Origin of the sequence: Amaricoccus sp. (assembly GCF_047602525.1) — a bacterium.
GTDB lineage: Bacteria > Pseudomonadota > Alphaproteobacteria > Rhodobacterales > Rhodobacteraceae > Amaricoccus.
Window position 1 is genome coordinate 3,043,020 of the sequence record NZ_JASGHB010000001.1, and the last position, 24,339, is coordinate 3,067,358.

General features: G+C 70.8%; 21 protein-coding genes and 2 pseudogenes. 6 read left to right on the plus strand and 17 right to left on the minus strand.

The window, feature by feature from the left end:
* Positions 1 to 37: 37 nt before the first annotated feature.
* From QM699_RS15545 to QM699_RS15570, 6 genes and pseudogenes are all read right to left on the minus strand, one after another.
* Positions 38 to 953: pseudogene (locus QM699_RS15545) on the minus strand (D-alanine--D-alanine ligase).
* Between the two features lie 74 nt (positions 954 to 1,027).
* A complete protein-coding gene (gene murB / locus QM699_RS15550) occupies positions 1,028 to 1,942 on the minus strand; it encodes a UDP-N-acetylmuramate dehydrogenase (protein WP_415011976.1) in 915 nt (304 codons plus the stop codon).
* 210 nt (positions 1,943 to 2,152) lie between these two features.
* Positions 2,153 to 3,574, minus strand: coding sequence for a UDP-N-acetylmuramate--L-alanine ligase (murC, locus tag QM699_RS15555; protein WP_415011977.1), 1,422 nt, complete (start codon positions 3,572 to 3,574; stop codon positions 2,153 to 2,155).
* Positions 3,571 to 4,680, minus strand: a complete 1,110-nt coding sequence (locus tag QM699_RS15560) for a UDP-N-acetylglucosamine--N-acetylmuramyl-(pentapeptide) pyrophosphoryl-undecaprenol N-acetylglucosamine transferase (RefSeq protein WP_415011978.1) — start codon at positions 4,678 to 4,680, stop codon at positions 3,571 to 3,573. The genes murC and QM699_RS15560 overlap by 4 nt, the downstream gene beginning before the upstream one ends.
* Before the next feature lie 11 nt (positions 4,681 to 4,691).
* Positions 4,692 to 5,858, minus strand: coding sequence for a peptidoglycan glycosyltransferase FtsW (locus QM699_RS15565; RefSeq protein WP_415011979.1), 1,167 nt, complete (start codon positions 5,856 to 5,858; stop codon positions 4,692 to 4,694).
* 119 nt (positions 5,859 to 5,977) lie between these two features.
* A complete protein-coding gene (locus QM699_RS15570; RefSeq protein WP_415011980.1) occupies positions 5,978 to 6,160 on the minus strand; it encodes a VPEID-CTERM sorting domain-containing protein in 183 nt (60 codons plus the stop codon).
* Between the two features lie 198 nt (positions 6,161 to 6,358).
* Between QM699_RS15570 and xrtE the strand changes: the two genes are divergently transcribed.
* Positions 6,359 to 7,876: an exosortase E/protease, VPEID-CTERM system gene (gene xrtE / locus QM699_RS15575; protein WP_415011981.1), complete on the plus strand. Its 1,518-nt coding sequence runs from the start codon at positions 6,359 to 6,361 to the stop codon at positions 7,874 to 7,876.
* A 7-nt stretch (positions 7,877 to 7,883) separates the two neighbouring features.
* On the opposite strand, the gene QM699_RS15580 is transcribed toward xrtE, so the two are convergent.
* Both QM699_RS15580 and QM699_RS15585 read right to left on the minus strand, forming a co-directional pair.
* On the minus strand, positions 7,884 to 8,507 hold the full coding sequence (locus tag QM699_RS15580; protein ID WP_415011982.1) for an AAA family ATPase: 624 nt from the start codon (positions 8,505 to 8,507) through the stop codon (positions 7,884 to 7,886).
* Between the two features lie 83 nt (positions 8,508 to 8,590).
* Positions 8,591 to 9,412 carry an SDR family NAD(P)-dependent oxidoreductase gene (locus QM699_RS15585; RefSeq protein WP_415011983.1) on the minus strand — a complete coding sequence of 274 codons (822 nt, stop codon included), beginning with the start codon at positions 9,410 to 9,412 and terminating at the stop codon, positions 8,591 to 8,593.
* A gap of 404 nt (positions 9,413 to 9,816) precedes the next feature.
* Between QM699_RS15585 and QM699_RS15590 the strand changes: the two genes are divergently transcribed.
* The 3 genes and pseudogenes from QM699_RS15590 to QM699_RS15600 all read left to right on the plus strand — a co-directional run bounded on the left by QM699_RS15590 (position 9,817) and on the right by QM699_RS15600 (position 15,052).
* Complete coding sequence (locus QM699_RS15590; RefSeq protein ID WP_415011984.1) at positions 9,817 to 10,872, plus strand: ATP-grasp fold amidoligase family protein; 1,056 nt, start codon at positions 9,817 to 9,819, stop codon at positions 10,870 to 10,872.
* 67 nt (positions 10,873 to 10,939) lie between these two features.
* Positions 10,940 to 13,196, plus strand: a pseudogene (gene parC, locus QM699_RS15595) (DNA topoisomerase IV subunit A).
* Positions 13,197 to 13,309: 113 nt separating this feature from the next.
* Positions 13,310 to 15,052 carry a DUF3300 domain-containing protein gene (locus QM699_RS15600; RefSeq protein ID WP_415011985.1) on the plus strand — a complete coding sequence of 581 codons (1,743 nt, stop codon included), beginning with the start codon at positions 13,310 to 13,312 and terminating at the stop codon, positions 15,050 to 15,052.
* A 27-nt stretch (positions 15,053 to 15,079) separates the two neighbouring features.
* Here QM699_RS15600 and nusB read toward each other — a convergent pair whose 3' ends face one another.
* The 5 genes from nusB to QM699_RS15625 are packed head-to-tail and all read right to left on the minus strand — an operon-like array spanning position 15,080 to position 18,413.
* Positions 15,080 to 15,520: a transcription antitermination factor NusB gene (gene nusB, locus QM699_RS15605; protein ID WP_415012771.1), complete on the minus strand. Its 441-nt coding sequence runs from the start codon at positions 15,518 to 15,520 to the stop codon at positions 15,080 to 15,082.
* A 35-nt stretch (positions 15,521 to 15,555) separates the two neighbouring features.
* Positions 15,556 to 16,038: a 6,7-dimethyl-8-ribityllumazine synthase gene (locus QM699_RS15610; RefSeq protein ID WP_415011986.1), complete on the minus strand. Its 483-nt coding sequence runs from the start codon at positions 16,036 to 16,038 to the stop codon at positions 15,556 to 15,558.
* 3 nt (positions 16,039 to 16,041) lie between these two features.
* Complete coding sequence (gene ribB / locus QM699_RS15615; protein WP_415011987.1) at positions 16,042 to 17,151, minus strand: 3,4-dihydroxy-2-butanone-4-phosphate synthase; 1,110 nt, start codon at positions 17,149 to 17,151, stop codon at positions 16,042 to 16,044.
* A gap of 57 nt (positions 17,152 to 17,208) precedes the next feature.
* The gene (locus tag QM699_RS15620) at positions 17,209 to 17,799 is read right to left on the minus strand and encodes a hypothetical protein (protein ID WP_415011988.1); all 591 of its coding nucleotides are present in this window, start codon (positions 17,797 to 17,799) and stop codon (positions 17,209 to 17,211) included.
* Positions 17,796 to 18,413 (minus strand): riboflavin synthase, encoded by a 618-nt coding sequence (locus tag QM699_RS15625; protein WP_415011989.1) that lies wholly within the window; start codon positions 18,411 to 18,413, stop codon positions 17,796 to 17,798. Before QM699_RS15625 ends, QM699_RS15620 begins: the two co-directional genes overlap by 4 nt.
* A gap of 177 nt (positions 18,414 to 18,590) precedes the next feature.
* On the opposite strand from QM699_RS15625, the gene QM699_RS15630 reads away from it, so the two are divergent.
* Both QM699_RS15630 and QM699_RS15635 read left to right on the plus strand, forming a co-directional pair.
* Complete coding sequence (locus QM699_RS15630) at positions 18,591 to 19,736, plus strand: polysaccharide biosynthesis/export family protein (protein ID WP_415011990.1); 1,146 nt, start codon at positions 18,591 to 18,593, stop codon at positions 19,734 to 19,736.
* A gap of 254 nt (positions 19,737 to 19,990) precedes the next feature.
* A complete protein-coding gene (locus QM699_RS15635) occupies positions 19,991 to 20,419 on the plus strand; it encodes an SET domain-containing protein (RefSeq protein ID WP_415012772.1) in 429 nt (142 codons plus the stop codon).
* A gap of 57 nt (positions 20,420 to 20,476) precedes the next feature.
* Here the strand turns inward: QM699_RS15635 and QM699_RS15640 are convergent, their stop codons facing one another.
* The 4 genes from QM699_RS15640 to nrdR all read right to left on the minus strand — a co-directional run bounded on the left by QM699_RS15640 (position 20,477) and on the right by nrdR (position 24,297).
* The gene (locus tag QM699_RS15640; RefSeq protein WP_415011991.1) at positions 20,477 to 20,860 is read right to left on the minus strand and encodes a response regulator; all 384 of its coding nucleotides are present in this window, start codon (positions 20,858 to 20,860) and stop codon (positions 20,477 to 20,479) included.
* On the minus strand, positions 20,850 to 22,466 hold the full coding sequence (locus QM699_RS15645) for an ATP-binding protein (protein ID WP_415011992.1): 1,617 nt from the start codon (positions 22,464 to 22,466) through the stop codon (positions 20,850 to 20,852). Before QM699_RS15645 ends, QM699_RS15640 begins: the two co-directional genes overlap by 11 nt.
* A gap of 240 nt (positions 22,467 to 22,706) precedes the next feature.
* Positions 22,707 to 23,816 (minus strand): bifunctional diaminohydroxyphosphoribosylaminopyrimidine deaminase/5-amino-6-(5-phosphoribosylamino)uracil reductase RibD, encoded by a 1,110-nt coding sequence (gene ribD / locus QM699_RS15650; protein ID WP_415011993.1) that lies wholly within the window; start codon positions 23,814 to 23,816, stop codon positions 22,707 to 22,709.
* 4 nt (positions 23,817 to 23,820) lie between these two features.
* Positions 23,821 to 24,297 (minus strand): transcriptional regulator NrdR, encoded by a 477-nt coding sequence (gene nrdR, locus QM699_RS15655; protein ID WP_415011994.1) that lies wholly within the window; start codon positions 24,295 to 24,297, stop codon positions 23,821 to 23,823.
* Positions 24,298 to 24,339 lie beyond the last annotated feature (42 nt).

Genomic DNA, 24,339 nt, shown 5'->3' on the forward strand with positions numbered 1-24,339 from the left:
GCCGGATCGCGGCGCGGGGTGGCCGGTGCGGCACGCCTCACCGGGAGCATGACGCGTCCTCCACCAGCCAGCGCACCAGCGCGCCGAAGCTCATGCCGACGTGCGCCGCCTGCTCGGGGGCGAGCGAGGTCGGGGTCATGCCGGGCTGGGTGTTCACCTCGAGCAGGACGAGGCCGGCCGCGCCCTTCGAACTCGTCCCAGCGGAAATCCGTGCGGCTGAGGCCACGGCAGCCGAGCGCCCGGTGCGCGCGGAGCGCGTGATCGAGGCAGGCGCGGGTGATCGCCTCGGGCAGGTTCGCGGGGATCTCGTGGCGCGAGCCGCCCGGCGCGTACTTGGCGTGATAGTCGTACCAGCCATCGGTGATGATGTCCGTGACACCGAGCGCCCGGTCGCCCAGCACCGAGGTGGTGAGTTCGCGGCCGGCGACGTATTCCTCGACCATCACCGTCGCGGGCATGTCGTCGGACAGCTGCGCCGGGCCGTTCGCGCCCTGCATCACCAGATAGACGCCGACGGAGGAGCCCTCGCTGTTCGGCTTCACCACGTAGGGCGGCGGCATCGGATGGGTGCGCCGCACCTCGTCGCGGGGGACGATCATGCCCTTTGCCACCGGCAGGCCCGCGGCGGCGAAGATCGCCTTGGCGCGGTCCTTGTCCATGGCGAGCGCCGAGGCCATCACGCCGGAATGGGTGTAGGGGATGCCGAGCCATTCGAGGAGGCCCTGGACGCAGCCGTCCTCGCCCCAGCGCCCATGCAGCGCGTTGAACGCCACGTCCGGCTTCTCGCGGACCAGTACCTCGGCGAGGTCCGGGCCGGCGTCGATCTCGACGACGTCGTATCCTTCTGACCGCAACGCAGCCGCGCATTCACGGCCGGAGACGAGCGATACCTCACGCTCGGCCGAACGGCCACCCATCAGCACTGCGATGCGGGCGCGTGTCCTGCTCGACATGCCCGCCTCAAACTGCCCACCGCCGGCCTTTTTCGGCCTGTACGGTTGTTCTTGTTATTGCAGCCCGGGCGCCCCTAGCGACGCCCGATCCGCATGATTTCCCACTCTAGCGATATTCCGAATGATTCCAAAACCTTTTTTCGTACCAATTCGCCAAGATCCTCAAGATCGGCGGCCGTTGACCGATCGGCGTTCAACAGGAAGTTGGCGTGCTTCTCCGACATCTGCGCGCCGCCGAGCCGCGCGCCCTTCATGCCGGCGTCCTCGATCAGCTTCCACGCCTTCAGGTCGTGCACGTCGTCGGCCCGCCCCGTCGAGGAAAACCCCGCCGGGTTGCGGAAGGTCGAGCCGGCGGAGCGGTCTTTGGTCGGCTGGCTGGCGTCGCGGCGGGCGAGCTGGTCCTCCATGCGCGCCGCGATGGCCGCAGGGTCGTCGGCCGGGCCGGCGAGCGTGGCCTCGACGATCACCATCCCCTCGGGCACCGCCGACGCGCGGTAGGCGAAGCCGAGGTCCGCGGCCGTCAGCGTCACCGCCCGGCCCGAACGGTCGAGCGCGCGGGCCGAGACGAAGACGTCGGCGACGTAGCTGCCGTAGCAGCCGGCGTTCATCCGCACCGCGCCGCCGATCGAGCCGGGGATGGTGCGCAGGAAGCCGAGGTCCACCCCCGCCTCCGCTGCCTTGCGGGCCACATGCGCGTCGAGCGCCGCGGCGCCCGCGATCACCCGGCCGTCCTCGACGCGGATGCCGTTGAAGCCGCGCCCGAGCCGGATCACCACCCCGGGCACGCCGCCGTCCCGCACGATCAGGTTCGAGCCGACGCCCATCGGAAACACCGGCACCTCCGCCGGCAGCGCGGCGAGGAAGTCCGCCAGATCCGCCTCGTCGGCCGGCTGGAACAGCCAGTCCGCCGGGCCGCCGACGCGCAGCCAGGTCAGCTCCGCCATCACCCGGCCGGGGGTCAGGCTGCCACGCACGGCGGGCATGTCCATCGCATCTTCCTCTTCCGTGCCGCATCGGGGCGGGATCAAGGGCGGCAGAGCCGGCGCCGCTGGCGGCGCGTTGCCCTTGAGGCCGGCCCGAACCGGCCCATCACGCCGGGCGAGGCAAGGTTTTCTTGCGAACACCGGCTTCACCACCGACGCCAGTCCGCGGGCGGGCCGACGCCGCCGCTCTCGGGCGGCCGACGCACCGCCCTTCCTTCAGGCCTCGACCGTCTCGCGCGCGCCGTTCTCCAGCCGCGCCGGCAGGGCATTCGCCCAGGCCGAGATCGACCCCGCCCCAAGGCAGACCAGCAGGTCGCCGGGCGCGCACTCGGCCTTGACAAAATCCGCCAGTGCCTCCTCGCCCGCGAGGGGCAGCGCCCGCCGGTGGCCGTGCGCGATCAGCCCGCCGACCAGCGTGTCGCGCGACACCCCCTCGATCGGCGCCTCGCCCGCGGAATAGACGTCGGCGATCGCCACCACGTCCGCGTCGTTGAAGCAGCCGCAGAACTGGGTGAAGAGGTCGCGCAGCCGGGTATAGCGGTGCGGCTGGTGCACGGCGATGACCCGGCCCTTGGTGGCCTGCCGCGCCGCACGCAGCACCGCGGCGATCTCCACCGGATGGTGGCCGTAGTCGTCGATGATGGTGACGCCGTTCCAGACGCCGACCTTGGTGAAGCGCCGGTTCACCCCGCCGAACGCCGCCAGCGCCGCCTTGACCGCCTTCGGCCCGATCCCGAGGTGCCGCGCCACCGCGACGGCGGCGAGCGCGTTCGAGACGTTGTGGTCGCCGGTCATCGGCAGCCGCACGTCCTCGATCACCCGCCCCTCGCCGTTCAGGGCGACGTCAAACACCGCGCCGCCGTCCTCGAAGCGCAGGTTCTTCCCCTGCACGTCCGCCTGTGGCGAGAAGCCGTAGGTCGCGACCCGCCGGTCGGTGATCCGGCCGACCAGCGCCTGCACCTCCGGGTGGTCGATGCAGCAGACCGCGAGGCCGTAGAACGGGATGTTGGAGACGAAGGTGTCGAACGCGGCCTTCACCCCCTCGAAGTCGCCGTAGTGGTCGAGGTGTTCGGGGTCGATGTTCGTCACCACCGCCACCGTCGCCGGCAGCTTCACGAACGTGCCGTCGCTCTCGTCGGCCTCGACGACCATCCATTCGCCCTGCCCGATCCGGGCGTTCGAGCCGTAGGCGTGGATGATGCCGCCGTTCACCACGGTCGGATCCATGCCGCCGGCGTCGAGCAGCGCCGCGACCATCGAGGTCGTCGTGGTCTTGCCATGCGTGCCGGCGACCGCGACGTTCGACTTCAGCCGCATCAGCTCGGCCAGCATCTCGGCCCGGCGCACCACCGGCAGCTTCTTCGCCCGCGCCGCGTCGAGCTCCGGGTTGCCGCGCTTGATGGCCGACGAGATCACCACCACCTCGGCGCCCTCGAGGTTGTCGGCCGACTGGCCGATGAACACGCGGGCGCCCTTCTGCTCCAGCCGCGCGGTGATCGGCGACGCCTTGGCGTCCGACCCCTGCACCTGAAAGCCGTGGTTCAGCAGCACCTCGGCGATGCCCGACATGCCGATGCCGCCGATGCCGACGAAGTGGATCGCCCCGATGTCGTGGGGCAGGCGCGTCTGTCCGTTCATGCCTCGTGTCCCTTCTCCGCCAGCTCTTCGACCAGCGCTGCCAAATCCGTTGTCGCGTGCGGCCGCCCCACCGACAGGCTCGCGGCCGCCATCGCGCGCGCTCCGTCCGGGTCGCCGATGATCGCGGCGATGTGCCCTGCCAGTCGCTCGGCCGTCAACTCCGCCTCGCGCAGCATGAAGGCGCCACCGGCGGAAACCAGCCCTGCGGCGTTCGCCGCCTGATGGTCATCCATCGCCGCGGCATAGGGAATGAGCACCGCCGGGCGCCCGACCACGGTGATGTCGGCGATCGACGAGGCCCCGGCCCGGCTCACCACGAGGCTCGCCGCGGCCAGCCGCGCCGGCACGTCGTCGAAGAAGCCGCGCAGCTCGGCCGCAAGGCCCATCTCGTCATAGGCCATCCGCACCCGGTCCATGTCCTCGGACCGGACCTGCTGCGACAGGCGGATCCGGGCCCGCAGCGCCTCGGGCAGAAGACCGAGCGCCGCCGGCACCACCCGCCCGAACAGGCCCGCGCCCTGGCTGCCGCCGATCACCAGCAGATCCACCGGCCCACCGCCCGTCCCAGGCTCCGGCACGGGATAGGGCGCCGCCGCCTCCGCCAGCACCGCCGCGCGCACCGGGTTTCCGACCGCGACGGCCCGCGCGCCCGCGGGCACCGGCGTCGGCCACGTGCCGCAGGCGACCACGTCGACCCGGGCGGCGAACGCCCGGTTCACCCGGCCGAGCACGCCGTTCTGTTCATGGATCAGGCACGGCAGCTTCAGCGCTCTGGCCGCGATCATCGCCGGCAGCGCCGGATAGCCGCCAAAGCCCGCCACCACCGCCGGCCGGTCACGCCGCATCGCCCGGATCGTCGCGAGCGCACCGGCGGCGATCGCCAGGGGCGCCGTCGCCCGTGTCCAGGCGCTGCCCTGCGCGAAGGTCGCGGCCGGTGTCGCCTGCCGCTCCACCGCGTCGGGAAAGCCGCCGGCATAGCGCGCGCCGCGGGCGTCGGTCGCGAGCGTCACCCGCCAGCCGCGCGCCAGCATCTCCTCGGCCAGTGCCTGCGCCGGAAACATGTGCCCGCCGGTGCCGCCGGCGGCGATGACGAGACGCGGCGGCACCCCGGGCGCGCTCAGCGGCTCACCCCCAGCAGCTCCTCGAGCGGCTCGTGCTGCGGGCGCTTGCGCGTCATCGCGAGCAGCACGCCGAGGCCGAGGCCGGCGGCGATCAGCGACGACCCGCCGTAGGAGATGAGCGGCAGGGTCATGCCCTTGGCCGGCAGCAGGCGCACGGCGACGCCGATGTTGATCATCGCCTGCATACCGAGCTGCACCGCGAGGCCGGTCCCGGCGAGGCGGATGAACGGATCGCGCTCGCCCACCAGCCGCATCAGCGACCGCACCACCACCGTCGCATAGAGCACCAGCACCACGATGCAGAGCAGCAGGCCGAACTCTTCCGCCGCGACGGCGATGATGAAGTCGGTGTGGGCGTCGGGCAGCGTCCACTTCACCTGTCCGTTGCCGAGGCCGACGCCGAGCAGGCCGCCTTCCTGGATCGCGTTGGTCGCATAGCCGATCTGGGTCAGCGGATCGACGTCGGACGAGAGGAACCCGTCGATGCGGCGCGCGACGTGCTCCGAGTTGTGGTAGGCGAACCAGCCGACGCCGATCACCCCCGCCCCGACCGAGCCGAGCAGCACCACCGGCGCGCCGGCGGCGAAATACATCAGCGCCCAGCTCGCGATGATGAGCCCGGCCTGTCCGAAATCCGGCTGAAGGGCGAGCGTCGCGGTCAGCACCACGGCCACGGCGAAGGACATCGCCTTTCCCGGCGGCCCCTTGATGTCGTAGCTCGCGGCCATCAGCCAGGCCGCGAAGATCGCGAACGACGGCTTCAGGAACTCCGCCGGCTGCACCGAGACGACGCGCAGGGAGTACCAGCGGATCGCCCCCTTGCCGAAGTCGGTGCCGAAGATCGGCAGCAGCATCAGCGCGACGACCGAGAGACCGAACACCACGACGCCCCAGCGGCGCAGGCGCTGCGGCGACATCATCGAAACGACGAGCATCAGCAGGAACGAGAACGCGCCGAAGCCCGCCTGCCGCCAGACGTAATGGAAGGGGTCGAGGCCGTTCTTCACCGCCAGGGGCGGCGAGGCGGCGAGGCCGAGCAGCGTTCCGACCAGGAACAGCCCGGTGATCGCCGCGAGCGAGCCGCGGTCGACCGTGCGCCACCACTGGGGAAGAATCGGCTCGCCGTGCTTCGCCGGCACGGCGCCATAGACCATCTCGGTCATCGGGACTGCCCTTTCCCATCTCTGCCTGTCCGTCCGCCCGGGGTTGGTCCCCGGTGCGGCCGATGCGAGCTTACCCTCGCGGTCCGGTCATTTCCAGCGCGTTGCGAGGGCCCTGCCGATCACGGCCGGCGCCGGCGCTCGTAGGCATAGGCGAGCATCCCGCCCACCGCAGCCAGCGCGGCGAGGCCGCTGCCCGCGTCGATCTCGGGCGCGGAGATGGGGGTGCAGTCGCACTTCGCCAGTGTCGGCGGGGATGCGAGCAGCAGGAACGGGACGGCAAGCAGGCACAATCTCAGGAGCATCGCTCCGTTACCTCCGAAAAGTCCCACGCAACCGCTACCCGGCGGGGAAGATAGTCGTAACCGCCGATCCGTCACAAGACGAAATGGCGGGATGGCGCGGCCTTTATTTCTCGCGGACGACGGCTGATTGGTCGGTCCTTTAAGTCATCCTTAACCATGGCCTCGCGAACTCGGCCAGACCTTCGGGAAGGAGCGCCGATGTCCGACCTGAGCCTTCCCGTCCCGCGCCCGTTTCCCGTCCTGGTGCTGGCGCTCGCCGCGGCGGAGATCCTCGCGATCGCGCTGGTGTTCCAGTTCGCGGTCGACTTCGACTGCCGCGCGGCCGGCGCCTATGCCGGGTGCATGGCGGTGCGCAACTCGCTCGGCCGGGGAATCGCCGCGCTGGCGGTCATCGCCCTCGTCCCGGCGCTGCGCGGCGTCCTGCTCACGCTGCCGCCCCGGCCGGCGCCGATGCCGTGGCCGCTGGTGCAGGTCGCGGGCGTGGTGCTGATCCTGATGCCCGCGCTCGCCCCCGCGTCGCAGGACTTCGCCCGGACCTTCCACGCCGCGTTGCCGCTCTGGGGCCTCGGCGCGGCGCTCGCCGCCACCGGCACGCTGCTCTGGCTGGCGCCCGCCGCCCACTGGGCGCGGCTGCTGCGGCCGGCCTGCGCCGTGCCGCTTGCCGCCGCCCTTGTCGCGCCCGAGCTGCTCGGGCTCGCTGATCGGCTGTGGTCGGACGCGGCGCTGCCCGATCTCACCTTCGCCGTCGTCGCCCGCGGCCTCGCGCCGTTCGGCGCCGTCGAGGTGTTTCCCGCCGAGCGCCTCGTGCATCTCGACAACTTCGCGGTGGAGGTCGCCGGGCCGTGCTCGGGGATGGAGGGGTTCGCGCTCATCTCCGCGCTGCTCGCCACCCACCTCTGGATCGAGCGTCGCAGCCTGCGCTGGCCCCGGGCGCTCCTGCTGTTCCCGCTGGCCATCGCGGCGAGCTTCGCGCTCAATGCGGTGCGCATCGGCGCGCTGGTGCTGATCGGCGCGCGGGTCTCGCCGGAGCTGGCGATCAACGGCTTTCACAGCCATGCCGGCTGGCTCGCCTTCACGCTGCTCGCGTTCGCGCTGATCGCGCTCACCCGGCTCCCCGCCCTCCGCGCCGAGACGCACGCCGCGCGCGCATCGGGCGACAGCGCGGACGACAGCGCGGCGCTGATCCTGCCGTTCGTCGCCACCATGCTGGCGGCGCTGGCGCTCGACACCTTCGCGGCGGACCCGGCCGGCCTCTATCCCCTGCGCGCGGCGGTGATGCTGCTCGCGGTCCTGCCGTTCGCAGGGACGTGGGCACGTCTCGGAGCGCCGGAGCCGCTGGCGCTCGCCCTTGGCCTCGCGGTCGGCGCCGGCTGGCTGCTCACGGCGCCTGCACCCGACGCCAGCGGCGGGTGGCTCGCGGTGCGCATCGCCGGGGCGGTGCTGCTGACGCCGCTGGTCGAGGAGGCGTTCTTTCGCGGCTATCTGCAGCCGCGGCTGATCCGCGCCGGGGTGCCGGCCGCGCTGGCGGTCGTCATCGCCGCGGCGCTTTTCGGCCTGCTGCACGGCCGCTGGCTCGCCGGCACGCTGGCGGGCGTTGTGTTCGGCCTCGCGGCGCTGCGGCGCGGCCGGCTCTCGGACGCGGTGGCGGCCCACGTGGCGGCGAACGCCGCCCTCGCGGCCTGGGCGCTGGCGACCGCCGGGGCGCCCGCGTTCTAGGACGCCTTCAGAGCCGCGGCAGAAGCGCGCCGAGCTTCGCCCGGAGGCCGTAGATCTCCGCCGACGCCGTCGAGCGCCCGGACACCTCGGGCGCCGTCCGCCCGTCGAGCATCGACTTCGAGAAGGCGTTGCGGTTGCCGAGCTGCGTGGCGAGCAGCAGCGCCCGCGACGGCCCGAGCGCGGTCAGCACCTCGTCGAGGCTGGCGAGCCGCGGCGGCATCCGGTTCAGCACGATCCGAAGCGGCCGCTTCAGCTTTCCCGCCGTCTCGATCACCGTCTCGAGCGCCCAGACGTCCATGCCCGACGGCTGGCAGGGCGCGAGCACCAGGTCGCTCTCGCGGATGACGTTCTCGAGCAGGCTGGTCGCCGCCCCGGGACAGTCGACCAGCACGAAGTCATACGCCTTCTTCGCCGCCCGGATATCGCCGCCGGCACGATAGTCCTTCGATTCCAGCACCTCGATCGCCGGATCGGCCCGGAGCCCGGCCCAGCGGGTCAGCGACCGCTGCGGATCGAGGTCCATCACCGCGACCGACCGACCGGCCTCGGCCCAGGCGGCGGCAAGATGTGCGAGAAGCGTGGTCTTTCCGGCCCCGCCCTTCTGCTGGGCGAAAGTGATGACGTGCCCCATACGGCGGTTCTTCTTTCTGTCGTGACTGCCTGACGCCGCACTCTATTGCTTTTCCGCCCCAGGGGAAGCGCCTTGCGCGCAGCTCAGCGCAACCGGAGGATGCGGTCGCTCAGCGCCGTCGGGAATATCCGCCGCATGATCGCCGCGCCGCGCGTCGTGCCGGTGACGCCGTAGCGCGCCCGCGGCCTGCGGCTCTCCAGCGCCTCGATGAGGCGCGCCGTGACGGCCGACGGCGGATGCTGTCCCGCACCGGGGGTCTCGGCGTGCAGCCGCGGCAGCAGGCGCGCCTCGTAGGCCGCCCGGTGCGGCGAGGCGCGCCAGTCGACATGCCGCTCGAAGTGCAGGATCGAGTTCCTGCGGAACGGCGTGTCGATCGGCCCGGGCTCGATCAGCACCACATGGACGCCGGTCCCCGCCAGCTCCAGCCGCAGCACGTCGGTCAGGCCCTCCAGCGCGAACTTGGTCGCGACGTAGGCGCCCCGCCAGGGCGCCGCCACCAGCCCGAGCACCGACGAGTTCATCACCACCCGCCCGGCACCCGCCCGACGCATCGCCGGCAGCAGGCGGTTGGTCAGGTCGACCTGTCCGAAGAGGTTCACCTCGAAGATCTCGCGCAGCGCGGCGCGCGGCAGGTCCTCGACCGCGCCCGGGGTGGCGAAGGCGGCATTGTTGAACAGCGCGTCGAGCCGACCGCCGGTGCGCGCCAGCGTTTCGTCCGCGACCGCCGCGACACTCTCCTCAGAGGCGAGTTCCAGCGTCAGCGGCTCGACCCCTGCGGCCGCCAGCCGGGCCGCGTCCTCTGCCTGCCGACAGGTGGCAAGCACGCGCCAGCCGCGCTGCCGCAGGGTGCAGGCGGCGTCGCGACCGATGCCGGACGACGCGCCGGTGACGAGGATGGTTCGCATCGGCCGGATCACGGCTCCCGTTGTGGCGCAGGCGCCCGGACAATCCCGGCAAGGGCGCATCGCGTCAATCGCGCCGGTCGCAGCGACCGGCCCCGTGAGGCCGAAAGGCTACACGCCAGAGACGTACTCCGCCCACGCTCGATAACCATTTCTCCCGCGATACTTGCATGGCTCCGGAATCTCGGATATCTTTCGATCCCGGGGATATCGGGGGCTGCGATCCGTCGCAGTAGTGACGAGTTAAATGGTTTCGCCAATCTTGATGGCCGGGGGCATTCTCCCAGGTTTTGCAGAGCCCAGCTCGACAGCCGCGAAGAATACTGGATTCCTGCACAGCAGAGTTCTTGATCGCGTCGCCCGGAATGACGTCGATGTCGTGTGTGCGTTGGGGGGGGGAGTGAGCCATGCCAAGGTTCGACCGGGACCGGGACGGGTTCCTGAGGGAGATTGACCGGCGGCATCGCTGGGCGTGGCGGGTGGCACGGCTGCGGAACGGCCTCGGCACCCTTTCGCGGCCCGTCCAGGCCGAGGCCTACGACCGCACCTTCCGTTCGGACCTTGAGGCGGTGACGTATCACTATGCCGTCCGCAATTCGCACATGCCCGACTTCGAGACACCGCGCTGGGTGAACGAGAAGGTTCGCTGGCAGTTCATGAACCACCCCAATCCGCTGATGACGCTGGCGGCGGACAAGGCGGCGGTGCGGGAATACCTGCGCTACAAGGGTGCCGAGATCCCGGCACCGGAGCTCTACGGCACCTTCGAGACCGGCGCGCAGCTTGCCGAGGCGCGGCTGCCCCGGCGCTACGTGCTGAAGTCCACCTTCGGCTGCGGGCAGAATCACTTCATCGACGAGGTGGAGCCGGTGCGGCGCCGGGCGCTCGCGGCCCAGCTCGGCCGTCTCGGCGAGTGGGACCACTGGCGCATCCTCGGCGAGATGCACTATCGCGGCATCCCGAAGCGCTGGCTGGCCGAGGAAGACGTCGGCCCGGTCAACTCGATCAAGGAATACAAGTTCTACTGCCTGCACGGTCAGCCGATCTTCGTGCTCTACATCAGCGAGCGCGGGCCGGGGCGTTTCCGCCATGCGCTGTTCGACCTGAACTGGGGGCCGGTCGACTTCCACTGGAACGGCCATCCCGAATCGGCCGAACGGCCGCCGCGCCGCCCCGCCGACTTCGAGCGGATGGTGACCGAGGCCAAGCGGCTGTCCGAGGACTTCATGCACGTCCGGGTGGATTTCCTGCAGCAGGGGTCGAAGACCTACTTCTCCGAGCTGACCTTCTCGGGCGGTGGCGCGCGCAACCCGTTCATCCCGTACTTCCACAACGAAGTGCTGGGCGAGATGCTCGACCTCAACCATGCCGACGCCTATCTCGAGCGCGGCCGGCACATCGCGCGGGCACTGTCAGGCTCAGTTCAGCAGCCGCTCGACTGCGGACACGCCCAGCGCGCCTGACGGCCGGGGCCCCGGGGCTCCGGCGATTGAAGTGGATCCGCGCTGACCGGCGCGGTACACCATATCTATGGCCGACGACAACGATATCCCCGACATCCCGTCCAACGATCTGCCCTCCGAGGTGATCGAACCGCTCGACCGCGCCCTCGGCGAGCGATACCTCACCTATGCGCTGTCGACGATCATGCACCGGGCGCTGCCCGATGCGCGCGACGGCCTGAAGCCGGTGCATCGCCGCATCCTCTACGCCATGCGCGGCCTGCGGCTCGATCCGACCGGCGCCTTTCGCAAGTGCGCGAAGATCGTCGGCGAGGTGATGGGCAACTATCACCCGCATGGCGATCAGGCGATCTACGACGCGCTGGCCCGCCTCGCGCAGGACTTCAACGTCCGGTATCCGCTGGTCGACGGACAGGGCAACTTCGGCAACATCGACGGCGACAACCCCGCCGCCCAGCGCTACACCGAGGCGCGGCTGACCGCCGCGGCCGCCGCGCTGATGGAGGGGCTGGCCGAGGACGCGGTCGACTTCCGCGACAACTACGACGGGTCGGAGCAGGAGCCAGTGGTGCTGCCCGCGGCCTTCCCGAACCTGCTCGCCAACGGCTCGTCCGGCATCGCCGTCGGCATGGCGACGAATATCCCGCCGCACAACATCGACGAGCTTTGTGCGGCCTGCCTGCACCTGATCCAGCATCCGGGTGCGACCGACGAGAAGCTGCTCGATTTCGTGCAGGGGCCGGATTTTCCGACCGGCGGGATCATCGTCGAGCCGCGCGCGGCGATCAAGGACGCCTACCGCACCGGCCGCGGCGGCTTTCGCCTGCGCGCCCGCTGGAACGTCGAGGATCTCGGCCGCGGGACCTGGCAGATCGTCGTCACCGAGATCCCTTATCAGGTGCCCAAGGGCCGCCTGATCGAGCGGCTGGCGGCGCTCATCAACGAGAAGAAGATCCCGATCCTCGCCGACGTGCGCGACGAGAGCACCGAGGACATCCGCCTGATCCTGGAGCCGCGGGCGCGGACGGTGGACCCGGCCGTGCTCATGGAGATGCTGTTCCGGGCAAGCGACCTCGAGACGCGCTTTGCGATGAACATGAACGTGCTGATCGACGGGCGCACCCCGCAGGTCTCGACGCTGCGCGAGGTGCTGCGCGCGTTCCTCGATCACCGGCGCGACGTGCTGCTGCGCCGGTCGCGGCACCGTCTGGCGCGGATCGACGCGCGGCTGGAAATCCTCGAGGGCTTCCTCGTCGCCTACCTCAATCTCGACCGGGTGATCGAGATCATCCGCTACGACGACGACCCCAAGGCCCAGCTCATCGCCGAGTTCACCCTGACCGAGGTGCAGGCCGAGGCGATCCTCAACATGCGCCTGCGCAACCTGCGCAAGCTCGAGGAAATGGAGATCCGCGGCGAGCGCGACGCGCTGACCGCCGAGCGCGCCGGGCTGATCGAGCTTCTGGATTCGGAAGACGCGCAATGGCGCCGAATCGCCGACGAGATCCGCGAGACCCGCAAGACGTTCGGCAAGAGCGCGAAGGGCGGCGCGCGGCGCACCACCTTCGACGACGCGCCGGAGGTCGAGGAGGTGTCGCTCGAAGTCGATGATCGAGCGCGAGCCGATCACCGTCGTCTGCTCCGAGATGGGCTGGATCCGGGCGATGCGCGGCCGCATCGACCCCGGCACGGAGCTGAAGTTCAAGGACGGCGACGGCCCGCGCTTCCTGATCCCCGCCGAGACCACCGACAAGCTGCTGCTCTTCGCCTCGAATGGCCGGATGTACACCCTCGCCGGCAGCGCGCTGCCCGGCGGCCGCGGCATGGGCGAGCCGGTGCGCCTGATGCTCGACCTGCCGAACGAGGCGCAGGTGCTGGCGCTGTTCGTCCATACGCCGGGCGCCAAGCTGCTCCTCGCCTCCGACGCCGGCGACGGCTTCGTCCTGCCGGAAGACGAGGCGATCGCGCAGACCCGCGCCGGCAAGCAGGTGCTGAACCTCAAGGAGGGCGTGCGCGCCAAGGTGTGCCGCGCCATCCGGGGAGACCACGTGGCCGTGGTCGGGGACAACCGCAAGCTCGTGGTCTTCCCGCTGTCCGAGCTGGACGAGATGACCCGCGGCAAGGGCACCCGGCTGCAACGCTACAAGGACGGCGGCCTGTCCGACGCCACCACGTTCACGCTGGCCGACGGCCTGACGTGGAAGGATCCGGCCGGACGGACCCGCACCGTGGCGCAGCCCGAACTCGACGAGTGGATCGGACGGCGCGCCGACGCCGGCCGCATGGCGCCCCGCGGATTCCCGCAGGGCCGACGCTTCGACTGAGCCGCAACGGAAGGCGCCGCGGCTTGCGTTTCAGCCTCGGGAGGAACCGGCGCCGGGTGCGCGACGTTTCTCCCCGGAGCCCGGGCTGCACCCCTGGCGTGGAGTTTGAGCCGATGAACACGCTTTCCGCCGTGGTCGCGATGGTCGCGGGTCTGGCGACCGCGTTCGCCCCCATCGCCGCCAGCGCGCAGGACGCCCTGCGCGACGCGGTGAGCGAGCAGCAGCGGCAGTCCGACCTGTCCGACACCACCGACTCGGACCTGCCCGAGCCGACTCTCCTGACCGACGACGAACTCGACGACCTCGTGGCGCCCGTCGCGCTCTATCCCGATGCGCTGCTGGCGCAGGTGCTCGTTGCCTCCACCTACCCGCTGCAGATCGTCGAGGCCGAGCGGTTCCTCGGCGAGTCCGAGAGCATGTCGGACGACGAGCTGGCAAGCACGCTCCAGGAAAAGAACTGGGACCCGAGCGTGCTGGTGCTCGCATCCGGCTTTCCGACCGTGGTGAAGCGGATGTCGGACGACCTCGAGGCGACCGACCGGCTGGGCCACGCCATGCTCGCACAGGACGACGATGTTCTGGCCGCGGTGCAGCGCAAGCGGGCCGAGGCGAAGGACATGGGCTATCTGTCCGACAACGCCGCCCAGAGTGTCACCACCCACGAGGCCGGGCAGATCTCGATCGCGCCCGCCGATCCGAAGGTGGTCTACGTCCCGACCTATGACCCGGAAGCGGTCTACACCACGCGCCAGACCGTGCAGCCCTACGTCGCGCCGGTGGCGGAGGCGACGACTTCCGGCCTGCAACCCAACCCGTTGCTGACGGGCGCGCTTGCGTTCGGCGCCGCGCTGCTGGTGGCGCAGCTGTTCGGCAACGACCACGACGACGAGGACTCCGACGGCTGGGACGACTACTGGCACCGGCGCCAGTTCGACTGGCACGACCGACAGTTCTATCCGCGGCCGCGCTGGCAGTGGGCGGACGACCGGCCGGATCACCCCTGGGGCTGGGAGCGGGATCGCTACTGGGATCCGCGCGCCCGCCGCTGGGACCGCGGCCCGATGGCGGTGCGCGCCTATGACGACGATCGGCGGGACACGCTCGGCTGGCTGGTGGTGCCGGATCCGGATCGGCCGCAGCCGTGGGTGCGCGGGTTCCACCCGGCGCGGCAGGCCCCGGACGACCGGGCTTTGCGGCAGGCTGAGCGTCAGGCGGCCGAGCGCCGTCAGGCGCGGCTGGCGGCCGAGCGGCGCGAGGACCGTCGCGCCCGCCAGGCGGAGGAGGAGCGCGAGGCGCGCCTCGCCGCGCAGCGGCGCGAGGCCCGGCAGGCCGCGATCGAGGCCGACCGGCGCCGCGACGCCGTGGCGGACAGGGACCGCAACGCCCGGCAGAAGGCGCAGGCGGAGCGGCGGCAGAAGGCGCAGGCCGAGGCGGAAGCCGACGCGCGCCGCAAGGCACAGGCGGACCGGCGCGCAAAGGCCGAGGCGGACGCCCGGGCAAAGGCGCAGGCCGAACGCCGGCAGCAGGCCCGGGCAGACGCCAAGGCCAAGGCCGACGCGGAGGCGCGCCAGCACGCGCAGGCCGAGCGCCGCGCCAAGGCGCGGGCGGAGGCTCAGGCCAAGTCCGACGCGGACGCCAAGGCAAAGGCCCAGGCGGAGCGCCGGCAGCAGGCAGAGCGGCGGCAACAGGCGGCGGCCAACGCGAAGGCCAAGGCCGACGCGGATGCGCGCCGGCAGGCGCAGGCCGAGCGGCGGCAGAAGGCACAGGCCGAGGAGACGAACCGGACGCGCCGCGACGCGCCAAGGCGCGTCAAGTGCCGGCCGAATGACGAGGCTTGCCTGAAGCAGAACCAGTAGCGCGCCGCACGCGTCGGCGCGGCCGGCTCAGGCGAAGGCTTCGGGACGCGCGGCGCGGGCCATGTGGTCGAGCACGGCGTTCACGAAGCCCGCTTCCTTGCCGGCGGGATAGAACGCCTTCGCGACGTCGACGTACTCGGTGATCGTCACCTTGGGCGGCGTCGCCGTCGCGGTCATTTCGGCGCCCGCCGCGCGGAACAGGGCGCGCAGCGTCGGGTCGATGCGGTCGATCGGCCAGCGCGCCACCAGTGCCGCATTCATCATCTGGTCGACGCGCGCCTGATCGCTGACCGCCGCCGTCACCACCGCGCGGAAGTGGCCGAGATCGGGTTTGGCATAGGTCGCGCCGTCGATCTCGGACCCGATGCGGTGCGTCTCGAATTCGTCGAGCACCGCCGGCAGCGCGGCTTCTGCCGCTTCCATCTGGAACAGCGCCTGCACCGCGTAGAAGCGGGCGGCCGAGCGCATCTGGCGGGCATCGGCAGCGGAGGGGCGCGGCGTGCTCACGAGCGGCCCCCGCGGAACCGCCGGGCCAGCGCGATCAGGTGCAGCGCGGCGTCGGCGGCGCCACCGCCCTTGTTCTGGCCGGCGGGATCGGCGCGCACCGCCGCCTGCGCGTGGTTCTCCACGGTCAGGATGCCGTTGCCGATGCAGAGACCGTCGAGCCCGAGCAGCGTCAGCCCGCGCGAGCTGTCGTTGCAGACCGTGTCGTAGTGGGTCGTCTCGCCCCGGATCACGCAGCCGAGGGCGACGAACCCGTCATAGCTGTTGCTGCGGCTGGCGAGCTTGATGGCCGTCGGCACCTCGAGCGCGCCCGGCACCTCGATCACCTCTGCCGCCACACCCGCATCGGCGAGCGCGGCCTGCGCGCCGGTGAGCAGCCCGTCGGCGATGTCGCGGTAGTACGGCGCGATGACGATCAGCACGCGGGTCGGCGCGGTGAACTTCGGCCGCGGCAGGACGGTATGGGATTGGATGCTCGCCACAGGTCAGCTCCGCGCCGGAATGGGCCGGGTCGCCGTGATGGTCAGGCCGTAGCCCTCCAGCGCCACGGGCCGCGGGCTCGGCGAGTTCGTCAGCAGGATCAGCTCGCCAAGGCCGAGCGCCGTGAGGATCTGAGCGCCGATGCCGTACTGCCGCAGCCGGTGTGGCGAAACGTGGTCGCCAAGCTCCAGCTTCGCGCCGGTGTCGCGCAGCAGCACGACGACGCCGCGCCCCTCGGCGCCGATCAGGCGCATGGCATCGTGCAGCTGGTGGCTGCGCCCGGCATGGACGCCGAGCACATCCTCGAGCGGGTTCAGCGCGTGCATCCGCACCAGCACCGGCTCGGGCGTGCTGAGATCGCCCTTGGAGAGCGCGATGTGCTCGCCGCCGCTGGCCGCGTCGGCGAAGATGCGCATCTGCCAGGGGCCGCCGAACTCGGAGGTGACGATCGAGACGGCGGTCTCGCGCACCAGATTGTCGTAGCGCCGGCGGTAGGCGATCAGGTCGGAGATCGTGCCGATCTTCAGCCCGTGCCGCTGCGCGAAGGCAACGAGGTCGGGCAGGCGCGCCATGGTGCCGTCCTCGTTCATGATCTCGCAGATCACGCCCGAGGCGTTCAGCCCGGCGAGGCGCGCGATGTCGACCGCCGCCTCGGTATGGCCCGCGCGCACCAGCACCCCGCCGTCGCGGGCGCGCAGCGGGAAGATGTGGCCCGGCGTCGCGATGTCCTGCGGGCCGGAGCGCGGGTCGATCGCCACGGCGACGGTGCGGGCGCGGTCGTGCGCCGAGATGCCGGTGGTGACGCCTTCGCGCGCCTCGATCGAGACGGTGAACGCGGTCTCGTGCCGCGACGAGTTCGACGCCGCCATCAGCGGCAGGCCGAGCGCGTCGAGCCGTTCCCCCATCAGCGTCAGGCAGATCAGGCCGCGGCCGTGCGTCGCCATGAAGTTGATGGCCGTGGGCGTGCACATCTGGGCCGGGATGACCAGGTCGCCCTCGTTCTCGCGGTCCTCGTGGTCGACGAGGATGAACATGCGGCCGTTGCGGGCATCCTCGATGATCTCGTCCACCGACGAGATGGCGTCCCGGTATGTCTGGTCCGTATTGCTGGACATGGTTCCCGCCTTCGCTACGTCCGGCGCCATAGCGCACGGCCGGCCGGAACGCCAGCGCTAGCGCGCCGGGAGGCTGAAGAAGCGGTCGCCCGAGAGATGCCCGCCCAGCCGCGCGGCCTCGCACCAGAGCCGCTCCTCGGAGGTCTCCGCCACCAGCCAGACACCCCCCGGCGGCAGGTCGCCGATCGCCGCGAGCACGTCGGCGCGGATCGTCGCCCAAGGTGCCGAGAAGCGCGGGGCGCGGCCCGAGGCGGCGAAGTGGATGCCCTGCTCGGCGGCCAGCCGCGCGGCGAGCGCCGCGGCGTCGGCAGGCGGCTGGGCCGCGAGCGCCCGCGCGGCGCCGGTGATCGCGCGCAGCCGCTCTGCCCGCGCGGGCGGCACCGGATCCTGCGGCCGCAGCACCCGCAGGGCGTTCGACGAGAACAGGAATGCGATGATGTCACGGCCGGTGGTTTCGCGGGCGGTGGCATAGGTCCGGTAGTCGAGCCCCAGCTCGCGCGCGCGGCGGACCCGCATCCGGACCACCTCGATCGGCAGGTGCGGCAGCAGCGCCTCGCGCGCCTCGCGCCAGCAGTGCCGCCGCCAGCTCACGCCGTCGTCCATCGCCGGGCCGCGGTTGTGGCCGAGCCCGTGCAGCGGTGCGGTCATGCGGCGGCGAAGTCGGCGAGCCGGGCGACGTAGCGCGCCAGCGTGTCGATCTCGAGGTTGACCGGATCGCCCGGGCGCGCGGTGCCCCAGGTCGTCACCTGCGCGGTGTGCGGGATGATGTTGACGCCGAAGCGCACCCCGTCCACCTCGTTCACCGTCAGCGAGGTGCCGTTCAGCGCCACCGAGCCCTTGGGCGCGATGTAGCGCGCCAGCCGCTCCGGCGCCTCGAAGGTGAAGCGGACGCTGTCGCCCTCGCCCGTCATGCCGACGATGGTACAGAGCCCGTCCACGTGGCCGGACACGATATGCCCGCCCAGCTCGTCACCGAGGCGCAACGACCGCTCCAGATTGACGCGGCGGCCGGTGACCCAGCCCACCGCCCCGCTGCGGATGTTGGTGCGCGCGACGGTCTCGGCCGAGATGTCGACGTCGAACCAGCTGCCCTCCGTCCCGGTGCCGCGGTCGACGACCGTCAGGCAGATGCCGTCGCAGGCGATCGAGGCGCCGAGCGCGATCCCGGCGGCCGGATAGGCGCATAGGATGCGGGCACGCAGGTCGCCCCGGTCCTCCAGGCGCTCGACGGTGCCGACATCGCTAACGATTCCCGTGAACATGTCCGAGGCTCTAGCGCCTCGGCGCGATTGCGGCAAGCCGGAGGTATGCCCGCGCGGCCACAGCCTGCGTCACCTGCGCACGGGCAGGACGTTTCGATCTGGCCCCGCGCGGCCGCTCCGGGGTAGTCTCCCGCCTCAAGCCAACCGGCGAGAAGAACGAGCAGAGCGAGGCAGTCGATGCAGGGGACGCGGATCGCAGCGGCGACGCTCGTGCGCATGCTCGTTGGCATGATCGCGATGATCGCAACCCTCGCCGCCTGCACCCTGCCGCGTTCCGGCCCGACCTCCACAGACATCATCCGCGGCACCAACCAGACCGAGCTCGGCATCCATCTCGTCGATGTCACGCCGGAGGTGGCCCAGATCACCCGGCCGGTGGAGGCCACGACCATCGCGCCGGCCTTTACCGACGCCGGCGTCCTGTCGCCCGAGACGATCCGCGCCGGCGACGCCGTCTCTGTCCGGGTCTGGGAGAACGTCGACAACGGCATCCTCGCCGGCGTCGGCCAGCGGGCCTCGAACCTCGAGGCGCTCAAGGTCGACCAGTCGGGCGAGATCTTCGTGCCCTACGTCGGCGAGGTGAAGGCCTCCGGCAAGACGCCCGACGAGCTGCGGAAGGACATCACGCAGCGCCTGTCGAGCCAGACGCCCGACCCGCAGGTCGAAGTGGTCCGCATCGCCGGCGATGGCGCCACGGTCAGCGTCATGGGCGGGGTGCGCAACCCGGGGATCTTCCCGATCGACGTCTCGACCCGCCGCCTGTCGGCAATGCTCGCCAAGGCGGGTGGCGTCTCGACGGTCCCCGACGTGGCGCAGGTCCGCATCGAGCGGGGCGGCAACATCGGCAAGATCTGGCTGCAGGATCTCTACGACAACCCGGCGCTCGACATCGCGCTGCGCCCCAACGACCAGATCGTCGTCGAGGAGGATCGCCGGTCGTTCACCGCGCTCGGCGCGACCTCGGGCCAGGCGCGCGTGCCGTTCAACAAGCGCGACATGTCGGCGCTCGAAGCGATCGCCACCGCCGGCGGCCTCGACTTCCGCAGCGCCGACCCCACCGGCGTCTTCGTGTTCCGCGACGAGCCCGCGACGGTGGCGAACCGGGTGCTCGGCACCAGCGATCTGGTGGGGCCGCAGCGCATGGCCTACCTCATCGACCTCACGCGCCCCGAAGGCGTCTTCGCCGCGCGGGAATTCGTCATTCATGATGAAGACACGGTCTACATCACCGAGGCGCCGCTCGCATCTTGGGCGCGTGTCATCGCCATCGCGACGGCGACCGCAAGCCTTGGACGGACGATCGACCTCCTGACGTCCAACTGACGTGAAAAGACGAACCGGAACGGTTTCTGCAACCGTTTTCGCTGCGCGTTTGCGTTGTTAATCGTTCATTAAGATTTGAATCACTTAAGTCACTTGCGGACGTTTCGCGAGTGCTGGTCAATGAACTGTAAATATTAATACTCCAACACGGTCGCATCGCGTTAAACGCGCAACGAACATTAAGTGTCCAGAAGAGGATCGTGGAATTGGGTTGGCTTGTTGACGTTGACTTCAAGAATAGCTCTATCCATGGGATGGGCATCTTTGCCACTCGGCCGATCAAGGCCGGTACTCGTCTATGGGAATATGACGAGTCCATGCACGCGTGTGACGAAACGTCCTTCGAACGCCTCACGCCGCGCGAACGGCGGTTCGCGTTGCACGGCGGCTACCTGCACAAGCCCTCGGACAAGTTCCTGTGGTACACCGACGGCATGCAATTCATGAACCACCGGGTCACGCCCGATGCCAACGTCGGGCTCGGCGTCTGGCCGGCGCTCACCGAGGATCACACCACGGCGCTGCGCGACCTCGCCGCCGGTGAGGAGCTGACCGAGGACTATACCTTCTGGTCCGACGGCGGCATCGCCCCCGACCACTGGCTGAATCGGTTCTACCTGGCCCACTGCCCCGAGCATCTGGCGTTCCTGCACCAACTCGAGGCGCTCCGGCACGCCGCCTGACATCCCCAAGCTCTCCGCCCCCCGCGCATCTCGCGGGGGCGGAGCCCGCCGCGAGCCTCAGTCGAGGTAGCGCCGCACCATCCCGACGAGATCGCCGATCAGGATCGGCTTCGGCAGCACGCAGGAAAACCCCGCGTCGCGACACGCCGCCTCGACGTCGCCGGTCGCCGTCGCCGTCACCGCCACCAGCACCGGGCTCGCTCCGTTCATCCGCTCGCGGATCGCCGACGCGGCGGCAAAGCCGTCCAGCCGCGGCATGTGCAGGTCCATGAGCACCAGGCGCGGCCGGTGCCGAGCCGTCATCGCGACCCCCTCCTCGCCATCGCGGGCCATGCGCGGCTCATAGCCGTGCTTGCGCAGCATCGTCCGCAGGATGAGCGCGTTCACCTGATTGTCCTCGACGATCAGGATGTCGTCGCCAGCGAGGGACTCAGGCGGCATGGCGCGCTCCATCCGGTTCTGCCACCGCCTCGAACGGCGCGCTGAAGACGAAGGTCGACCCCTTGCCCAACACACTTTCCACGTGGATTGCCCCCCCCATCATCTCGGCGAGGCTCTGGCTGATCGCCAAACCCAGCCCCGTGCCCTCGGCGCTGCGCGTCGACGAGCCGTCCACCTGATAGAATCGATCGAAGATCCGCGGCAGCGCCTCGGCCGAGATGCCCCGCCCGGTGTCGGTCACCTGCACGAAGACGACCGCGCGCCCGCCGTCGGGGCGCAGCCCGGCCGTCACGTCGACGCTGCCCGCCTCGGTGAACTTCACCGCGTTCGACACGAGGTTGGTGACGATCTGCCGGAACGCCTTGCCGTCGCCGAGCAGGTCGACGCCCTCGATGGTCTCCCAACGCGCATCGAGGCGGATGCCCTTGCTGTCCGCGGCGACGCGGATCATGTCGGTCACGTCGCGCATCACCTCCGCCGGGCGGAACGGGGCGAGCACCAGCTCGCGGTTGCCCGATTCGATCCGGCTGAAGTCGAGGAGATCGGAGATCAGCGCCATCTGCGCGTTTGCCGAGGTGAACAGCATCGTGAGCAGCTCTCGCTGCTCGGCGTCGAGCGGGGTGGTTTCGAGCAGCTGGGCTACCCCGAGGATGCCGTTCATCGGCGTCCGGAGTTCGTGGCTCACATTGGACAGAAACTCGCTCTTGCTGTGGTCCGCGGCCTTCGCATCGTGGAGCGCACGTTCGAGCCGCCGGGCCGAGCGGGCCGCGTGACGGGCGCTGATGCCGCTGATCGTCGCCACGGTAAGCAGCGCGATCAGCAGCGGCAGCGCCACCTGCTTCAGGATGCGCGCGCCCGGCTTCGGCGGACTCCAGGTCACATAGCTGATGACGTGCCCGTCGTGGTCGAGCAGCGCGATCGAGGCGCGGCCCGGAGCCGGCGCGTCCGCCAACTGCAGGTTGTCGAGCAGCAGCGGGCCGCCAATCTGCCGCAGCCGGGCGTCGTTCAGGCGCAGCCCGTGGATCTGCAGCGGCAGGTCTTCCACGGCCACGCCCGGCGGCGGCCCGTTGACCGGCGTCACGCGCGCCACCGAAAACGCCCAGGGCTCGCCGCCGAACTTTGCGAGGACGGTCTTGGCCACCCCCTCGTCCGAATCGCCGTCCCGCAGCAGGCCGAAGATCGTCGCGAGCAGATCGGGCGGCAGGAGTCCCGACTCGCCCTCCGGGGGAGAGCCGGCGCGCCAGCCAAAGCTTTCGCCGGTCGCCGTGTCGACGAACTCGATCAGGTCGAGCGTGCCGATCTCGGCCGCGGCGTTGCCGATGTTGCTGTAGATCCACGGCCGGTCATCCGACTCGATCGCGTCATACGCCTCGTCCCAGATCGAGTAGTCGCGCACCAGGGTCCTCAGCCGCAGCCGGAATGCCGACAGCCCGCCGCGGACCAGTTCTTCTGATGATTCCGCCGCGAGGTGGTTGTGCTCTCGTGAGACCCACAGGACGCTGGACAGCACGGCGAAGATGAGCACGAGGATCGCGCCGATGTGCAGGGCGACCAGGCGATGGGACAGCCGAATCCCCTCGTCTCCCTCGGGATCGACGCCGCTCACCGAATCACCCGCAGGCGCTCGGCCGGGCTGGCCAAGTGCAGTGATCTCCGGATGATTTCCTCAACCCCTAGGAGCATCAACTCGTTCCGTTGAACGTTTTGACGAGCCGTCAAGCCGAACGCGGCCGTCGAATTCGAGCGTCACAATACCAAGGGTTGATGCACCGGGCAATCGCACGCTCTTAGCTTGCGCCCGCCCTGGGTTCGCCGCGATGATTCAATCGCCGCCGGAGGCGCGGCGTCAGTGCCGGCGGAGCCAGCGGCTGCGCATGTCGGGCCCGATCGGCGCGACGTCGATCAGATCGAAGCGGGGCGCGAGCTGCAGCGCGGTGATCCCGAGTTCGCCCACCGCCGGCACGGCCGATCCGCCGAGCGCGAGCCCGGCACTGTAGCACACCAGCTCGTCCACGAGATCGTCCTCGATCAGCGCCGCCGCCAGCCGCCCGCCGCCCTCGCACAGCACCCGGGTGATGCCCCGATCGCCGAGCCGCTGCATCATCGCCGAGAGATCGAGCTGGCCGTCCGCCTGGAACGGGATCTCGATCAGCTCTGCACCCAATTCGGCCCACGCCTTGCGCCGGCTCGCCTCCGCCTCGACGTCGTGGCAGAGCCAGAGCGGCACGTCGGCCGCGGTCGCCGCCAGATGGCTGTCCCGCGGCAGCGACAGCGCGCCGCTGACCACAACCCGCACCGGGCTGCGGTCGCCCATGCCCAGCTCGCGCACGTCGAGCCGCGGATTGTCGCTGCGCACCGTGCCGGCGCCGACCAGGATCGCGTCGGCCTGCGCGCGCAGGAGGTGGACCTCGACCCGGGCGCGCAGCCCGGTGATCCACCGGCTCTCGCCCGTCGCCGTCGCGATCCGCCCGTCGAGCGACGCCGCGAGTTTCAGCGTCATCATCGGCCGCCCGGCAGTGACCCGTCGCAGGAAGCCGCGATTGAGCGCCGTCGCCTCTGCGGCGAGGCAGCCGAGGTCGACCTCGATTCCGGCAGCACGCAGCGCGGCGATACCGGCGCCGTTCACCCGCGGATCGGGATCCTCAATCGCCACCACCACCCGCGCCACGCCCGCAGAGATCAGCGCCTCGGCGCAGGGGCCGGCGCGGCCCTCGCGCACACAGGGCTCGAGCGTGACGTAGACGGTGGCACCGCGGGCGCGCCCACCCGCTTCCGCGAGCGCCGCAGCCTCGGCGTGTGGACGTCCGCCATCCGCCGTGCGCCCGCGCCCGACCACCTCATTGCCCGAGACGATGACGCAGCCCACCGCCGGATTGGGCCAGACCCGCCCCAGCCCCCGGCGCGCGAGTCCAAGCGCCGTCCGCATCCAGCCCGCATCGCGGGCGTTCCCGGCCATGGCGTCAGTCTTCTTCCCGGCCCACCGCCGCGGGGGGCCGCAGTTCGGACACGAAATCCTCGAAATCGTCGGCCGCCTGGAAGTTCTTGTAGACGCTGGCGAAGCGCACGTAGGCCACGGTGTCGATCCGCGCCAGCGCCTCCATGACGATCGCGCCGATCGTGTCCGAGGGAATGTCGGTCTCGCCCATCGATTCGAGCCGCCGCACGATGCCGGAAATCATCTGGTCGAGCCGCTCGCTCTCGATCGGCCGCTTCTGCATCGCGATGCGGATCGAGCGCTCCAGCTTGTCACGGTCGAACGCCTCGCGCCGGCCGCTCTTCTTCACCACCACCAAGTCGCGCAGCTGCACCCGCTCGTAGGTGGTGAACCGTCCGCCACACGCCGGGCAGAACCGGCGGCGCCGGATCGAAACATGGTCTTCCGCCGGGCGGCTGTCCTTCACCTGAGTGTCGATGTTGCCGCAGAACGGACAGCGCATGCCATGCCCTCGGGTCGCTACTCGGCCGGTTCGCGAGCACTA

What these genes read in the sequence shown, in the direction of transcription:
- murB (WP_415011976.1), bottom strand. Translation starts at nt 1,942, where the DNA reads ATGGACATGCCCGCCGTGCGTGGCAGCCTGACCCCCGGCCGGGTGATG.
- murC (WP_415011977.1), bottom strand. Translation starts at nt 3,574, where the DNA reads ATGAACGGACAGACGCGCCTGCCCCACGACATCGGGGCGATCCACTTC.
- QM699_RS15565 (WP_415011979.1), bottom strand. Translation starts at nt 5,858, where the DNA reads ATGACCGAGATGGTCTATGGCGCCGTGCCGGCGAAGCACGGCGAGCCG.
- QM699_RS15570 (WP_415011980.1), bottom strand. Translation starts at nt 6,160, where the DNA reads ATGCTCCTGAGATTGTGCCTGCTTGCCGTCCCGTTCCTGCTGCTCGCA.
- xrtE (WP_415011981.1), top strand. Translation starts at nt 6,359, where the DNA reads ATGTCCGACCTGAGCCTTCCCGTCCCGCGCCCGTTTCCCGTCCTGGTG.
- QM699_RS15580 (WP_415011982.1), bottom strand. Translation starts at nt 8,507, where the DNA reads ATGGGGCACGTCATCACTTTCGCCCAGCAGAAGGGCGGGGCCGGAAAG.
- QM699_RS15585 (WP_415011983.1), bottom strand. Translation starts at nt 9,412, where the DNA reads ATGCGAACCATCCTCGTCACCGGCGCGTCGTCCGGCATCGGTCGCGAC.
- QM699_RS15590 (WP_415011984.1), top strand. Translation starts at nt 9,817, where the DNA reads ATGCCAAGGTTCGACCGGGACCGGGACGGGTTCCTGAGGGAGATTGAC.
- QM699_RS15600 (WP_415011985.1), top strand. Translation starts at nt 13,310, where the DNA reads ATGAACACGCTTTCCGCCGTGGTCGCGATGGTCGCGGGTCTGGCGACC.
- nusB (WP_415012771.1), bottom strand. Translation starts at nt 15,520, where the DNA reads ATGCGCTCGGCCGCCCGCTTCTACGCGGTGCAGGCGCTGTTCCAGATG.
- ribB (WP_415011987.1), bottom strand. Translation starts at nt 17,151, where the DNA reads ATGTCCAGCAATACGGACCAGACATACCGGGACGCCATCTCGTCGGTG.
- QM699_RS15620 (WP_415011988.1), bottom strand. Translation starts at nt 17,799, where the DNA reads ATGACCGCACCGCTGCACGGGCTCGGCCACAACCGCGGCCCGGCGATG.
- QM699_RS15625 (WP_415011989.1), bottom strand. Translation starts at nt 18,413, where the DNA reads ATGTTCACGGGAATCGTTAGCGATGTCGGCACCGTCGAGCGCCTGGAG.
- QM699_RS15630 (WP_415011990.1), top strand. Translation starts at nt 18,591, where the DNA reads ATGCAGGGGACGCGGATCGCAGCGGCGACGCTCGTGCGCATGCTCGTT.
- QM699_RS15635 (WP_415012772.1), top strand. Translation starts at nt 19,991, where the DNA reads ATGGGCATCTTTGCCACTCGGCCGATCAAGGCCGGTACTCGTCTATGG.
- QM699_RS15640 (WP_415011991.1), bottom strand. Translation starts at nt 20,860, where the DNA reads ATGCCGCCTGAGTCCCTCGCTGGCGACGACATCCTGATCGTCGAGGAC.
- ribD (WP_415011993.1), bottom strand. Translation starts at nt 23,816, where the DNA reads ATGGCCGGGAACGCCCGCGATGCGGGCTGGATGCGGACGGCGCTTGGA.
- nrdR (WP_415011994.1), bottom strand. Translation starts at nt 24,297, where the DNA reads ATGCGCTGTCCGTTCTGCGGCAACATCGACACTCAGGTGAAGGACAGC.